This window comes from Streptomyces sp. NPDC102451, from assembly GCF_044765485.1.
GTDB lineage: Bacteria > Actinomycetota > Actinomycetes > Streptomycetales > Streptomycetaceae > Streptomyces.
The window spans coordinates 25,314-39,886 of record NZ_JBIWKD010000025.1 but is presented as its reverse complement, the minus strand read 5'-3'; the positions used below and the strand labels follow the sequence as shown (position 1 = coordinate 39,886).

11 protein-coding genes and 1 pseudogene are annotated in these 14,573 nt (G+C 70.4%); 7 read left to right on the top strand and 5 right to left on the bottom strand.

From position 1 onward, the window contains the following. Positions 1 to 18 precede the first annotated feature (18 nt). The 4 genes from ACIRD8_RS34585 (at position 19) to ACIRD8_RS34570 (ending at position 4,599) form a co-directional block, all read left to right on the top strand. Positions 19 to 1,290, top strand: coding sequence for an aspartate kinase (locus ACIRD8_RS34585; protein WP_404000709.1), 1,272 nt, complete (start codon positions 19 to 21; stop codon positions 1,288 to 1,290). Further along, positions 1,287 to 2,351, top strand: coding sequence for an aspartate-semialdehyde dehydrogenase (locus tag ACIRD8_RS34580; protein ID WP_404000706.1), 1,065 nt, complete (start codon positions 1,287 to 1,289; stop codon positions 2,349 to 2,351). Before ACIRD8_RS34585 ends, ACIRD8_RS34580 begins: the two co-directional genes overlap by 4 nt. 359 nt (positions 2,352 to 2,710) lie before the next feature. Next, positions 2,711 to 3,286: a SigE family RNA polymerase sigma factor gene (locus ACIRD8_RS34575; RefSeq protein WP_099173480.1), complete on the top strand. Its 576-nt coding sequence runs from the start codon at positions 2,711 to 2,713 to the stop codon at positions 3,284 to 3,286. Further along, positions 3,283 to 4,599, top strand: a complete 1,317-nt coding sequence (locus ACIRD8_RS34570; RefSeq protein WP_404000703.1) for a hypothetical protein — start codon at positions 3,283 to 3,285, stop codon at positions 4,597 to 4,599. The genes ACIRD8_RS34575 and ACIRD8_RS34570 overlap by 4 nt, the downstream gene beginning before the upstream one ends. Before the next feature lie 203 nt (positions 4,600 to 4,802). Here ACIRD8_RS34570 and ACIRD8_RS34565 read toward each other — a convergent pair whose 3' ends face one another. Together ACIRD8_RS34565 and ACIRD8_RS34560 are read right to left on the bottom strand one after the other, a co-directional pair. After that, a complete protein-coding gene (locus ACIRD8_RS34565; protein ID WP_404000701.1) occupies positions 4,803 to 5,582 on the bottom strand; it encodes an SURF1 family protein in 780 nt (259 codons plus the stop codon). A 173-nt stretch (positions 5,583 to 5,755) separates the two neighbouring features. Next, a complete protein-coding gene (locus tag ACIRD8_RS34560) occupies positions 5,756 to 7,612 on the bottom strand; it encodes a S9 family peptidase (protein WP_404000698.1) in 1,857 nt (618 codons plus the stop codon). Between the two features lie 90 nt (positions 7,613 to 7,702). Between ACIRD8_RS34560 and ACIRD8_RS34555 the strand changes: the two are divergent. Beyond that, positions 7,703 to 8,539 (top strand): annotated as a pseudogene (locus ACIRD8_RS34555) (class I SAM-dependent methyltransferase). 65 nt (positions 8,540 to 8,604) lie between these two features. On the opposite strand, the gene ACIRD8_RS34550 reads toward ACIRD8_RS34555, so the two are convergent. Both ACIRD8_RS34550 and htpG read right to left on the bottom strand, forming a co-directional pair. Continuing rightward, positions 8,605 to 9,399: an SGNH/GDSL hydrolase family protein gene (locus ACIRD8_RS34550; protein WP_404000696.1), complete on the bottom strand. Its 795-nt coding sequence runs from the start codon at positions 9,397 to 9,399 to the stop codon at positions 8,605 to 8,607. A 372-nt stretch (positions 9,400 to 9,771) separates the two neighbouring features. Beyond that, complete coding sequence (gene htpG, locus ACIRD8_RS34545; protein WP_404000693.1) at positions 9,772 to 11,685, bottom strand: molecular chaperone HtpG; 1,914 nt, start codon at positions 11,683 to 11,685, stop codon at positions 9,772 to 9,774. 177 nt (positions 11,686 to 11,862) lie between these two features. Between htpG and ACIRD8_RS34540 the strand changes: the two genes are divergently transcribed. Next, positions 11,863 to 13,053 carry a damage-control phosphatase ARMT1 family protein gene (locus tag ACIRD8_RS34540; RefSeq protein WP_404000690.1) on the top strand — a complete coding sequence of 397 codons (1,191 nt, stop codon included), beginning with the start codon at positions 11,863 to 11,865 and terminating at the stop codon, positions 13,051 to 13,053. 16 nt (positions 13,054 to 13,069) lie between these two features. Here ACIRD8_RS34540 and ACIRD8_RS34535 read toward each other — a convergent pair whose 3' ends face one another. Beyond that, positions 13,070 to 13,720 (bottom strand): TetR/AcrR family transcriptional regulator, encoded by a 651-nt coding sequence (locus tag ACIRD8_RS34535; protein WP_404000687.1) that lies wholly within the window; start codon positions 13,718 to 13,720, stop codon positions 13,070 to 13,072. 117 nt (positions 13,721 to 13,837) lie between these two features. Between ACIRD8_RS34535 and ACIRD8_RS34530 the strand changes: the two genes are divergently transcribed. After that, the gene (locus ACIRD8_RS34530; protein ID WP_404000684.1) at positions 13,838 to 14,398 is read left to right on the top strand and encodes an NAD(P)H-dependent oxidoreductase; all 561 of its coding nucleotides are present in this window, start codon (positions 13,838 to 13,840) and stop codon (positions 14,396 to 14,398) included. Positions 14,399 to 14,573: the final 175 nt, after the last annotated feature.

Here is a 14,573-nt window from a genome sequence, read left to right as displayed (position 1 = left end):
ATTGAGCGAGGAGCGCACGTGGGCCTTGTCGTGCAGAAGTACGGAGGCTCCTCCGTAGCCGATGCCGAAGGCATCAAGCGTGTCGCCAAGCGAATCGTCGACGCCAAGAAGAACGGCAACCAGGTGGTTGTCGTGGTGTCCGCGATGGGCGACACGACGGACGAGTTGATCGATCTCGCCGAGCAGGTATCCCCGATGCCTGCCGGGCGTGAGTTCGACATGCTGCTGACCGCCGGAGAGCGGATCTCCATGGCCCTGCTGGCGATGGCGATCAAAAACCTGGGCCACGAGGCCCAGTCGTTCACGGGCAGCCAGGCCGGTGTCATCACCGACTCGGTCCACAACAAAGCGCGCATCATCGATGTCACGCCGGGCCGCATCAAGACCTCGATCGACGAGGGCAACATCGCCATCGTCGCCGGGTTCCAGGGTGTGAGCCAGGAGGGCAAGAACATCACGACCCTCGGTCGTGGCGGGTCGGACACGACCGCTGTCGCCCTGGCCGCCGCGCTGGACGCCGAGGTCTGTGAGATCTATACAGACGTGGACGGTGTCTTCACCGCCGACCCCCGGGTCGTGAAGAAGGCCCGGAAGATCGACTGGATCTCGTTCGAGGACATGCTGGAGCTGGCGGCGTCCGGCTCCAAGGTGCTGCTGCACCGGTGCGTCGAGTACGCACGCCGTTACAACATCCCGATCCACGTCCGCTCGTCCTTCTCCGGACTGCGCGGCACCTGGGTCAGCAACGAGCCGCAAGGGGACCAGCAGGTGGAGCACGCCATCATCTCCGGAGTCGCCCACGACGTCTCCGAGGCCAAGGTCACGGTCGTCGGTGTCCCCGACAAGCCGGGCGAGGCCGCCGCGATCTTCCGCGCCATCGCGGACGCCGAGATCAACATGGACATGGTGGTGCAGAACGTCTCCGCCGCTTCGACCGGTCTGACGGACATCACGTTCACCCTGCCCAAGGCGGAGGGCCGCAAGGCCATCGACGCCCTGGAGCGGGCACGCGCCGGCATAGGGTTCGATTCGCTGCGCTACGACGACCAGATCGCGAAGATCTCCCTCGTTGGCGCCGGCATGAAGACCAACCCCGGGGTCACCGCGGGCTTCTTCGAGGCGCTGTCCAACGTCGGCGTGAACATCGAGCTGATCTCGACGTCCGAGATCCGCATCTCGGTCGTCACCCGTGTCGACGACGTCAACGAGGCCGTGCGCGCCGTGCACACCGCCTTCGGTCTCGACAGCGACTCGGACGAGGCAGTCGTCTACGGGGGCACCGGCCGATGACAGGACGCCGCCCTTCGCTCGCGGTCGTCGGTGCGACCGGGGCGATCGGCGGCGTCATGCTCCAGATCCTCTCGCAGCACGAGGACGTCTGGGGCGAGGTCAGGCTGATCGCCTCCCCGCGTGCGGCCGGCACCAAGCTGGTCGTACGCGGCGAGGAGACCGAGGTCCTCGCACTGTCCGAGGATGTGTTCGACGGTGTGGACGTCGCCCTGTTCCTGGTGCCGGACGAGGTGTCCGCACAGTGGGGGCCGGTCGCGGCCGCCACGGGCGCCGTGGTCGTGGACGACTCGGGGGCCTTCCGGCTGGACGACGACGTCCCCCTCGTCGTACCCGAGATCAATCCCCATGCCGTGCGGCTGAGGCCGCGCGGCATCGTCGCGTCCCCGAACTGCACGACGCTGTCGCTGATCGTGGCGGTCGGTGCGCTGCACGCCGAATTCGGGCTGCGGGAGCTGATCGTCTCGTCCTACCAGGCGGTGAGCGGTGCGGGCCGGGACGGCGTCGCCGTGCTCCGCGAGCAGCTGGCCCTGGTGGCGGGCACGGAGCTGGGCACCCGCCCCGGGGACGTGCGCCGGGCGCTGGGTGACGGTGACAAGAGCCCCTTCGCCGCCCCCGTGGCGCTGAACGTCGTGCCGTGGGCCGGGACGGACGCCGGGGACGGCTGGTCGTCCGAGGAGATGGCCATCCGCGGGGAGTGCAGGAAGGTCCTGGGTCTGCCGGACCTGAAGGTGACGGCGACCTGTGTGTACGTACCCGTCGTGGCGACGCACTCCATGTCCGTGCACGCGCGCTTCGAGAACGAGGTGTCCGTGGCCCGGGCGCACGAGGTCCTGGCGACCGCACCCGGGGTGGTGCTCTTCGACAGCCCGGCGGCCGGTGACTTCCCGACGCCGTCCGACGTCGTGGGCACCGACCCGACCTGGGTGGGCCGGGTGCGGCAGTCGATGGACGACCCACATGCCGTGTCCATGTTTATCTGCGGCGATAATCTCCGAAAAGGCGCGGCCCTGAATGTGGCCCAGATCGCCGAGTCGGTGGCGGCGGAATTTCCTCGTACCTGATCGAACCTGTTTTGTAGGATCTGTGTGCGCCCTGTGGGTAACTTGCTGGTCTGAACCTCTTGAGCTGGGGCGTTGTCATATCCGACGATGATCTCCTGACCCTTTGCAACCGCTAGGCGGATGCGACGCGTCTATGTCGTCACTTCTTGCGTGGCTGGACGCGTTTTCGGGGCATTTGGGGAAGAGCAGGTACGAATGAGGGCATGTCGCACAGCATCGAACGCGGTGCCGTACGCGTACAACCCTGACGGGGGGAAGCGTGTCCAACTGGCGTGGCAGAGGTTCTCGACATCACAGTGGTGGGCCCGTTGCGAGGCGCTTCGGTGCGCCCGCTCCGGCGGCCCCGCGCAGCCGGCGGTATGCCGGTGATCGCGCCCATGCCCGCCGCACGGTCCACCCGGCTGCCCTCGCAACGCGAGGGCGCTGAGGAGACGGTGGCGGCAGGAACGACCGTTGACCATCTCACCGAGACCTATCGCGCTCACTACCGCTCGCTGCTGGGCCTCGCGGCGCTCCTGCTGGACGACACCGCGTCCTGCGAGGACGTGGTGCAGGAGGCGTTCATCCGGGTGCACTCGGCGCGGAACCGGGTGCGCGATCCGGAGAAGACGCTCGCCTATCTCCGCCAGACGGTGGTCAACCTGTCGCGCTCCGCGCTGCGTCGGCGCATCCTCGGGCTGAAGCTCCTCTCGAAGCCGATGCCCGACATGGCGAGCGCGGAGGAGGGCGCGTACGACCAGTTGGAGCGGGACGCGCTGATCAAGGCGATGAAGGGGCTGCAGCGCCGCCAGCGCGAGGTGCTGGTGCTGCGCTACTTCTCGGACATGACGGAGGCCCAGGTCGCGGAGACGCTGGGGATATCGCTCGGTTCGGTGAAGGCGTACGGCTCCCGGGGCATTGCGGCACTGCGCGTCGTGATGGAGGCGCAGGCATGAGCAGGCCCGAGCACAGGCACGACGAAGACCGGACTGGAAACGGAATTGTGAACCACAGGCCGGAGAACATCCCCGACACCGATCCCGAGCAGGACGGTGAACGGAAGCAGGGCGCGGACACCGCCGCGGTCGACGGCGCGGAAGCCGCCTCAGGGACCGCCGCCCCGGAAGCGGAGCCGGAAGCGGACGCGGGCTCGGGCGGCCGTGCCACTGGCGGCGGCGGGGGCAGGGGCGGCGGCACGCTGACCGAACTGTTCGGCGGCTCCGGCGGATCCGGTGGGTCCGGAGGCTCGGGCGGATTCGGTGGTGACGACATGGACGAGGCCGCGCTGCGCCGCATGCTGCAGGGCGCCGTCCAGGGCCTGGAGCCCTCCGACGGCACACTCGACCATCTGTACCGCGCGGTACCCGCCCGGCGCGCCAGGCGGCGGCAGGGCGTGGTCGGCGCGGCGGCTGCGGCGCTGCTGATCGGGACGGCGGTCCCCGCGTTCGTCCATGTGGCGAATTCGGACGGCTCGGCCACCGCCAGCCCCGCCATCGCCGGTCATGGCGAGCAGGCCCAGGGCGGCAGCGGCGAGGACGCGGGCGCCGAGGCCGACGGGGGGCGGACGGCGGGCCCCGACGACCGACGGAGCGAGGGCGCCGAGGGCGAGAAGGGCGACTCCGCGGAGCCGTCCCGGGGATCGGGCCCGGGTGCCGAGAGCAGCGGGGCCGAGGGGCTGGACGACCCGCCGGGCGCCGGTACGGCGGCCGCCAGGACCTGCAGCCCTGACCAGCTCGGTGTCGCCTCCGCCGACGCGGGCGCGGCCCGGGCGGACGGCACGGTGTACGGGACCTTCAGGATCGCCAACGTGTCCGGCGACGCCTGCTCGGTCACCAGCAACGGCACGGTCGGCTTCCAGGCGGCCGGTGCCGCCGACCCGCTGAAGATCACCGTGGTGCAGCACACCGCGGGCGACCCGGCGGCCGGGCTGCCCGATCCGTCGCTGGAGCCGGGGACCGTGTTCCTGAAGCCGGCGATGACGTACGAGGTGCGCTTCGCGTGGGTGCCGTCGGACACCTGCCCGACCAGCGGTGGTTCGCCCAGCCCGACGCCCACGGACGGCGGCGGAGGCGGCGGCGAGGGTACTGCGGGCAGCGACGCGGGGACGACGGACACGGCGGCGCAGTTCGGCAGCGCGGACGAGGGCCCGACGGACGGAAGCATCGCGGTCACCCACACCCCGGAGGCGGGTGCGCCGACCGCGGAGACCAAGATCACCAACGCGTGCGCCGGCACGATCTACCGCACGGGCGTCCTGGACGCCTCGTAGCAGGATCCGGGCGCGGATCCCGCCACGTGCGCCGGTACCGGCCCACGTGGCGGATTCCGATCCGGATGACGGTACGGGCAGGGGCCCGTCAGGAACCGGGAGTTCCTGACGGGCCCCTGTGCGTCGCTGTTGCCCGGTCGCTGCCGTCGTCCTCGCGGGCGCGTCCTCACGGGCGTCGGCGGCGTTCCTAGCGCGGGACTCCGTCAGTCGGCGTCGGCGGTGAGCCCCAGCTGGATGTCGCGCGCGGCCTCGGCCTCACGGCGCAGCAGCCGGAACCACATGAAGAGCACGAAGCCGGCGAAGACGAACCACTCGCCGGTGTAGCCGAGGTTCTGGAAGGCCTTCAGGTCGAGCCCGCTGCCCTGCGCCGCCGCCGCGGGCACGGGCCGCAGGTCACCGCCCGCACCTCCCGCCTCCGGCTCGGGCAGGGTGACCCAGGCGTCGTAGACGTCGTACGGGACGAGGTTCACGAGGGACGCCGCGCTGATCATGCCCAGCTGCCCCTCGGGGAGCCCGCCGCCGAGGTCGACGCCGGTGGTGCCGCTGTTCTCGGAGGCCTGCAGATCGCCGGTCACGGTGACCTCACCGGCGGGCGCCGCGGGGACCTCGGTGCTGCCCGGGCTGCCCGCCAGCCAGCCGCGCACGACGGGCAGGGCCTTGCCGCTGTCGGTACGCAGCAGATCCAGCACGTAGAAGCCGTCACGGTCGTCCAGCTTGCGGCCCGGGACCAGGAACTGATCGGCGTACGTCCCCTTCACCACGGCGGGGCGGCCGGACGTCTCCGTGCTCACGGGGAGCAGCTCGTCGAGCGGCGCCGGTGAGCGGCTGCCCGGATCGGGACGCTCCTCGGCCTCCTCGTGCGTCTGCACACGGTCCTCGAAACGACCGAGCTGCCACGTGCCCATGAACACGCAGAACGGGATGGCCAGCACGACGAAGAGGTTGATCCCCCACCACCGCGGGGTCAGCAGGAACCGGTACACCCCTCCACGGTACGGTTTCCCGCTCCGGGCCCTCGGAGCGGGGTGCACCATTTATCCGGAACTTATGCCGACGGGCCCGCGTCCCGTCGCTGTCCCGCCGAGCCCTTGTCCTGCCAAGGCCCGTCCCGACGGGCCCGCGCGTCACCGGCCTCTCTCGCTCCCGGGCTCAGGCCCTACGCCTCCCCTCCTTCCGCCTTCTCGTTCTCGGCGCGCCCCCGCCCGAGGTGGCGCAGGGTGAAGTCCAGCTCCAGCCGCACCTGCTTGATCCGTTCCTCCACGACGAGCGAGCCGTGCCCCGCGTCGTAGCGGTACACCTCGTGGACCGCGCCACGGGCCGCCAGGCGGTCCACGTAGTTCTCCACCTGACGGATCGGGCAGCGGGGGTCGTTGATGCCGGCCGAGATGTAGACCGGGGCGCGCACGGCGTCCACATAGGTCAGCGGGGACGAGGCCTCGAAGCGCTCGGGCACCTCCTCCGGGGTCCCGCCGAGCAGGGTGCGGTCCATCGCCTTCAGCGCCTCCATCTCGTCGTGGTAGGCGGTGACGTAGTCGGCGACCGGGACCGCCGCCAGCCCGAGTGCCCAGGACTCCGGCTGCGTACCGAGCCCGAGCAGGGTGAGATAGCCGCCCCACGAACCGCCGGCCAGCACCAGCCGCTCCGGATCGGCGAGCCCCGACTCGACCGCCCAGTCCCGGACGGCCGCGACATCCTCCAGCTCGATCAGCCCGACCCGGTGCTTGAGCGCGTCCGTCCAGGCCCGGCCGTACCCCGTGGACCCGCGGTAGTTGACCCGCACGACGGCGAAGCCGTGGTCCACCCACGCCGCTGGACCCGACGCGAAGGCGTCGCTGTCGTGCCAGGTGGGACCGCCGTGTATCTCGAAGACCGTGGGGAACGGGCCGTCACCGGTGGCCGGGGTCTGCACCAGGGCGTGGATACGGCCTCCGGGGCCCTCCACCCAGGCGTCCCGCACCGGCACCGAGGTCGGAGCCTTCGCACCCGGCGGGTCGAGGACGGCGGCGCCGGTGGTGGACCGCACGGCGGGCGGCTGCGCGGCCGACGACCACAGATACTCCACCGTGCCGTCCGGACGGGCCGTGGCGCCCGACACGGTCCCGGGAGGGGTTTCCACACGGACGGGGCCCGCGGCTCCCGGCTCGTACCGCCACAGCTCGCTGCGGGCCTCGAAGCCGTGCTCGATCAGCAGCGCGGAACCGTCCGGATACCACTCGGCGCCCGCGTCACCGGGCAGATCGACCGGCAGATCCGTCTCCGTGCCCGCCACCGGGTCCCAGATCATCGGCTCCCAGCGCCCGCGCCGCTGATGCGCCACCAGCAGCCGGGTGTCACCCGCCACCGGGGCGAAGCCCAGCACCGACAGGCCGAGCTCCTTCGTGCCGCCCTCGGTGTCGTCCAGCTCCGCGACCGGCGAACCGTCGGGGCGCACCACCCGCAGCGCGGAGTGCATCGCGTCGCCGTGCTCCGTGTGCTCCAGGGCGATCAGCGTCCCGTCGTGGGAGAGGTCGCCGACCCCGGCGGACTCCCGGTGCCGGTAGATCTCGGCCGGCTCCGCCCCGGGGCGCACCAGATGGACCGTCGTGCCGTCCTCGTCCGTCGAGCGGCCGACCACCGCCGTGCCGTCACGGCCGATCGCGAGCCCGGCCGGGTAGGAGGGGTCGAGACCGGGCGCGGCCGGCTCGTCCGCCCCGCCGTCGAAGGGCTGCCGCATCCACACGCCGAACTCGTCGCCGTCGGTGTCGGCGAACCACCAGACGGCCCGGCCGTCCGGCGTCAGCACGCCGTCGGTCGTCCCGTTGGGCCGGTCCGTGACCTGGCGCTGCTTCCCGGTCTCCCGGTCCCACGCGTACAGCTCGTACGTACCGGTGGCGTTGGAGACGAAGAGCGCGCGGTCGGGGGCGTCCTCGGCCCAGTCGGGCAGGGACACCCGCGCGGCGCGGAAACGCTGCTCCCACTGCGGCGGCTCCTGCTCCCGCTCCGGTACGGACGCGTCGTTCTGTGTGTCGCTCATGACCCCATCCAACCCGATGTGGCCACCGCGCCGGGCAGCCTGTGGATAACTGTTCGCACGCACCCCCAGCCTGTGGGTAACTTTCACGGCATGTACTCACCGACGCCCGATGACTGGCGCGAGGCGAACCGTGCGCGCTGGGACGAACGCGTGGCGATCCACGCCGCCAGTGACTACTACGATCTCGACGCCTTCCTGGCGGGCAGGGACGCTCTGCGCGGATTCGAGCTCGCGGAGGTCGGTGACGTGACCGGCCGGACCCTGCTGCATCTGCAATGCCACATCGGCCTCGACACCCTCTCGTGGGCCCGCCACGGCGCGGCCCAGGTCGTGGGCCTCGACTTCTCCGAGCCCGCCGTCGAGACCGCCTGCGGCCTGGCCCGCTCGCTGGGCCTGCCGCCGGAGCGGGCTGCGTTCGTCGCATCCGACGTGTACGACGCGGCCGAGGCGGTGCCGGACTCCGCGTACGACATCGTCTACACCGGGGTCGGTGCGCTGAACTAGCTCCCGGACGTGCCCCGTTGGGCGGAGGTCGTGGCCTCGCTGGTCGCGCCCGGCGGATTCCTCTACCTGGCGGAGTTCCATCCCCTGACCGACTGCCTGGACGACGAGACCGGCTCCAGGATCGCGTACGACTACTTCAGCCGCGACGCGTGGGTGGACGATTCGCCCGGCACGTACGCCGACTTCGACGCCCCGACCGTCCACAACCGCAGCGTCGAGTGGCAGCACCCGGTGGGCGAGGTCGTCTCGGCGCTGGCGGCGGCCGGGCTGCGGATCGAGTTCCTGCACGAACACGATGCCTCGCTCTTCGCCCGCTACCCGGTGCTGGTGCGGCACGCGGACGGCTTTTACCGCTTCCCCGCCGACCGACCGCGCATCCCGATGATGTACTCGGTCAAGGCGTCCCGGCCGGCCGGCGGCTGAGGAGCCGTGTTCCGGCAGGGGCCCGCCCGGGGTGCGCTGTGCCCGGGCAGGCCCCTCTACGCGCGTTACGCCGCGGAGTTGAAGGCCGGGAGGTAGCCGTTCGACTGCCCGATGGCCTTCGGGTGGTACGAGTTGGTGACCGGGATGGACACGCTGTGGATCCACGGGTCACCCGAGCAGAGTTCGTGCCCGGTGAATTCGTCCACCACGCTCGAATACGTGAACCCCGCGTCGGCCGCCCGCTTGGCGAGCACCCCGTTCAGCACGTCCGAGGCGTTGTTGATGGCCCCGCGTTCGGTCTCGGTGAGGCCGGCGATGCAGCTGCCGGACAGCTTGTAGAAGCGCGGGTAGCCCAGGACCACCACACGGGCCTGCGGTGCCCGTGAACGGATGCCCGTGTAGAGGGAGTCGAGCCTCCCGGGCAGCGTGTTCTGCATCTCGGAGACCGCGGTGTTCACCCGGGCGACGCAGGTGGCCTCGCTCTGCAGGACGCACGTCTGCATGACGTCCGCGAACCCGACGTCGTTGCCGCCGGCCGTGAGACTGACGAGCGTGGTCGACGCGCTCAGCGCGCCCAGCTGGCCGCTGTACACGGAGGACGTCGTCGCACCCGAGCAGGCGACGAACGCGAACGTCGACGGGGCGTTCGCGTTCTTCCAGAGGTACGGGTAGGCGTTGGTGCTGCGTTTGCAGTCACCGCTCTCCGAGGTGTAGCTCCCGGCGCCCACTCCGGAGGAGTAGGAGTCACCGAGAGCGACGTAGTTGCCGCCGGCGGCGGACGCGGGTTGCGCGAGCCCGAGTGCTGCCACGGCGGCGACCGCGAGGGTGATGACGGATGCCCGGAAGGTTCGTACTGACATGGCTGCCAGCCCTTCGAAATGTGGGGGACGAGTGGGGAGTTCGTGGGGCGTGCACGTTTGTAGCAGCTCCCGGTACTCGCCGGTAATGGGTGCGGGGAAAGTCGTCTGATATGCCCGAAGGATCGTTCGGTAGGCGATGCTCCGCGCGTAGATAAACCTTCAACGGGCCCCCGAATGGGTGAAGTTGTGGATCTCTCCGACACCCCTCGTGACTGCCCTGAGTCACCTCGGGGGGAGTGTCACCTGTTCGAAGGGCAGCCGTCCCCGCCATCGCCCCGCCATCGCCCCGCCTTCACAACCGCCCCCGCACGGCACACGACTGCGGCCGCCAGGAGTCCTGGCGGCCGCAGTGGGTCGGGGTGGGGCGCGGTGCTAGAGAGTGCGCTCCAGGCGGTCCGCCATCAGCCTGCTGAAGCGCGACGGGTCACTCAGCTCGCCACCGTCCGAGAGGAGCGCCAGCCCGTGGACCAGCTCGGCCGTCTCGGCAAGTTCGGTGCGGGCGCCCTCCTCGTCGCTCTGTTCGGCGTGCGCCTTCCTCAGCCCGCTGATCAGTGCGTGCGACGGGTTGAGTTCGAGGATGCGCTTGATCTGCGGCACCTCCTGGCCCATGGCGCGGTACATGTTCTCCAGCGCCGGGGTGACATCGTGCGTGTCCGAGACGATGCAGGCCGGCGAGACGGTGAGCCGTGAGGAGAGACGTACCTCCTTGACGGTGTCACCGAGCTGCTCCGTCATCCAGGTCAGCAGACCGGCGTAGTCCTGCTGCTGCTTCTCACGCTCGGCCTCGACCTCCTTCTTCTCCTCGTCCGTGTCCAGGTCGACCTCGCCCTTGGAGATGGACTGGAGCGGCTTGCCGTCGAACTCGGGAACGGACTGGACCCAGACCTCGTCGACGGGGTCGGTCAGCAGCAGGACCTCGAAGCCCTTGGCGCGGAAGGCCTCCATGTGCGGGGAGCTCTCCATGGCGGCGCGCGACTCGCCCGTCATGTAGTAGATCTGCTCCTGACCCTCCTTCATCCGCTCCACGTACGAGCGCAGGGTGGTCAGTCCCTCCTCGTCCTGGGTCGAGGCGAACGAGGAGATCTCCAGGATCGCGTCCCGGTTCTCGAAGTCCTGGAACAGCCCCTCCTTGAGGACCCGGCCGAATTCCTTCCAGAAAGTCGCGTACTTCTCGGGGGCGCCGGACCTCATGTCCTTCACCGTCGAGATCACCTTCTTGACCAGGCGGCGCCGCATCATCTCGATCTGGCGGTCCTGCTGAAGGATCTCGCGCGACACATTGAGCGACAGGTCCTGGGCGTCGACCACGCCCTTCACGAAGCGGAGATACGTCGGCATGAGCGCTTCGCAGTCATCCATGATGAATACGCGCTTCACATAGAGCTGAACGCCGCGCTTGTGGTCCTGCATGAACAGGTCCTGCGGTGCGTGGGACGGCAGGAAGAGCAGCGCCTGGTATTCGAAGGTCCCCTCCGCCTGCATGCGGATGGTTTCCAGCGGGTCGGTCCAGTCGTGACTGATGTGCTTGTACAGCTCGCTGTACTCCTCATCGGTCACGGAGTCCTTCGACCGTGCCCACAGGGCCTTCATCGAGTTGACCGTCTCGGTCCCGGGCTCGTCGCCCTCCTCGCCCCCCACCGCCGCCATGCGGATGGGCCAGGTGATGAAGTCCGAGTAGCGCTTGACGATCTCCCTGATCTTCCAGGGGGACGTGTAGTCGAAGAGCTTGTCCTCGGCGTCCTCGGGCTTGAGCCGCAGCGTGACCGAGGTGCCCTGCGGTGCGTCGTCGACGGACTCGACGGTGTAGGTGCCCTCGCCGCTCGACTGCCAGCGGGTGCCCGTCTCCTCACCCGCTCGGCGGGTCAGCAGGGTGACCTCGTCGGCGACCATGAAGCTCGAATAGAACCCGACACCGAACTGTCCGATGAGTTCCTCGGACGCGGTGGCGTCCTTGGCTTCCTTCAGTTCCTGGAGGAATTTCGCCGTACCGGAATTCGCGATCGTCCCGATCAGCTGCACGACCTCGTCGTGCGACATTCCGATTCCGTTGTCGCGCACGGTCAGCGTGCGCTTCTCCTGGTCGGCCTCGATGGCGATGTGGAGGTCGGACGGGTCCGCCTGGAGCGTGTCGTCGCGGAGCGTTTCCAGTCGCAGCTTGTCCAGCGCGTCCGAAGAATTGGAAATGAGCTCACGCAGGAATACATCCTTGTTCGAGTAAATCGAATGGATCATCATCTGCAGGAGCTGGCGCGCTTCTACCTGAAACTCGAACGTCTCGGCCGGCATGGGTGAGGGGTCCCTTTCCTGGGGTAAGTCATGTGAGCGCTCCATATCGTAACCAGGCCCCGGTCCGGTCATGTGCCGGTTCGCCCAAGGCCGTTGCCCGCCGGGTGCCCGCGCCGGACGGTGGACATGCGCACCCGTCGCGGGACGAGCGGCCGCGGGCCGGGCAGACTGGGACGCATGGGCGATACGACAGCGACTTCCCGGACCGAGGTCCCCCCGGTGATCACGTGCCGGGAGCCCGGCAGCTTCGCCCATGGCGTCATGGCCGAGCGGCACCCGGCGCTGATCGAGCAGGTGCGCGAAGCCTTTCCGTACGGCCCCGCTCAGCACCGCGCCCTGGACGCCCTGCTGCACGAGATCCTCCACGGCGTCGTCGAACCGCTCGGCCCCGGCAGCCCGGACCGCGAGCTCTGGCTGGGGCGGGGGCCGGAGCACTTCGGGCGCCCGTGGTTCGACGCCCCGTTCCTCTGGGCCGAGAGCTACTTCTACCGAAGGCTCCTGGAAGCCGTCGGCTACTTCGGGGCGGGCCCGTGGCAGGGCATCGACCCCTTCGCCACCTTCAAGCGCGCGGAGCTCAGCGGCTCCACGGTCGAGGAGGAACTCCGCGCCCTGGACGACCTCGCCGGCGCACCCGCCGCCGAGCGGGCGACGGCTCTCCTCCAGGCCTCGCTCTGGGGCAACCGCGCCGATCTCGGCTTCCGCGGACCGGCGGGCGAGTCCACCCCTGGCGAAGCCGATCCCGGTCTGGTCGCCGACGACAGCGCGGCGCTCTGGTCCCTCCTGCCCGCCGGGTCCCCGGCCACGGTCGCCGTCATCGCGGACAACACCGGCCGCGAGCTGATCCCCGACCTCGTCCTCATCGACCACCTGCTCCGGCACGGCCACGCGGAACGGGTGGCGCTCCATGTGAAGCCCTCCCCCTACTACGTCTCCGACGCCATGACGGCCGACGTCGTCGACTGCCTGCGCCGGATGAGCCGGGCCCCCGGCGAGGCGGGCGCGATCGGCGGGCGGATCCGGGAGGCCATGGGCACGGGGCGGATCGACGTACGTACCCACGCGTTCTTCTGCGCCCCGTATCCGTACGAGCGGATGCCTGCCGACCTCCGGGAGGAGCTCGGGGCCGCCACGCTGACGATCCTGAAGGGCGACCTCAACTACCGGCGCCTGGTGGGCGACCGGCGGTGGCCCGCGACCACGCCGTTCGCAGGCCTCACCGCCTACTTCCCGGGTGCCGTCGCCGCGCTGCGCACGCTCAAGTCCGATGTCGTCGTGGGCCTGGACCAGGAGACCCTGGACCGCCTGGAGGGGTCCGGCCGGGCGTGGCGCACCAGTGGCACGCACGCCCTGATCCAGGTACGCCCGTAGCCCGGCCGCATCGCCCCTACTCCACGCCGTACCGGCTGAGGAGGTCGTGCCAGCCCTGCTCCAACCGGTCGATGCCCATGCCGCGTTCACACGTCAGATGGTGGACGAGGGGGGCGTCGATCGATCCGAGCAGCGTGTGGGCGAGCAGCTCCGGTTCGCCCGCCGCACGCGCCTGGCGCAGCAGCAGGGCCACATGGCTGAGCCTCAGCCGCTGCGCGGGGACCTCGTACGTACGCAGCGGATCGGCGCGGGACGCGAGGATCAGCTCGTGGTGGTCGCGTTCATGGCGCATCAGGGCCGGGCCGAAGGCGTGCAGCCGCTCCGCCGCGGGGGCGTCCGGGCCCATCGGGGGCGGCCCGGAGAGGAAGGCGGCCTGGAGCAGTGACTCGCGGTGGTCGAGGAGCGCGATGAGCAGGCCGGTGCGGTCCTTGAAGCGCCGGAAGACCGTGCCCTTGCCGACTCCGGCGGCCGCCGCGACCGATTCCATGGTGAGGTTCGCCGCCCCGCAGCGGGCCAGGAGGCGTGAGGCGGCGTCCAGCAGGAGCACGCGGTTGCGTGCCGCGTCCGCCCGCAGCATCTCCGGTCCGCCGACGGCGGCGAGCGTGAGATTCGTCCGCGTCTCGCCGGGGGCGGGCGGCCCGGGGAGCGGGGGGAGGGGAGCGGTCATGACTTCAGGGTAGCCCCGGACGGCAGGAAGTGGACCGCGGTCCGTTTAGGTGGTACAACTTTAAACGGACCCTGGTCCGCTTACTTCTGCAGTCTCCGTCTCCCGGGAGCTTCCCCCATGTCTGTACGCATCCTCGCCCTCGTCGGCAGCCTCCGCGCCGGCTCCCACAACCGCCAGCTCGCCGAGGCGGCCGTCAAGCACGCGCCCGAGGGCGTCGAGGTCGAGCTGTACGAGGGCCTCGTCGAGGTCCCCTTCTACAACGAGGACATCGACGTCGAGGGCAGCGTTCCGGCTGCCGCGGCCCAGCTGCGCGAGGCGGCCGGCCGGTCCGACGCGTTCCTGCTGTTCTCGCCCGAGTACAACGGCACCATGCCGGCCGTCCTGAAGAACGCCATCGACTGGCTGTCCCGCCCGTACGGCGCCGGCGCCATGACCGCCAAGCCGGTCGCCGTCGTCGGCACCGCGTTCGGCCAGTTCGGCGGCGTGTGGGCCCAGGACGAGGCCCGCAAGGCGGCCGGCCTCGCGGGTGGAGCGGTTCTGGCGGACGCCAAGCTCTCCATCCCCGGTTCCGTGACCCGCTTCGCGGAGCTCCACCCGGCGGACGACGCCGAGGTCGTCACCTCGCTGACCGAGGTGCTCCGACAGATCGCCGAGGGCACCGCGGCTGCGGCTGCCTGATCCGCTTCCGGCGGCGGGCGCGCCGCCGCCGTGCCGCCCGGCACCACTTCCGTGGGCCCGGCCCCTTTCTCGCAGGAGAAGGGGACCGGGCCCACGTGCGTTCACGCGGCGGGGCCCGGGCGCAGCCGTAGTCACAGCAATATGGCAAACAGAATCGTTGACAATCCTGTTGGCC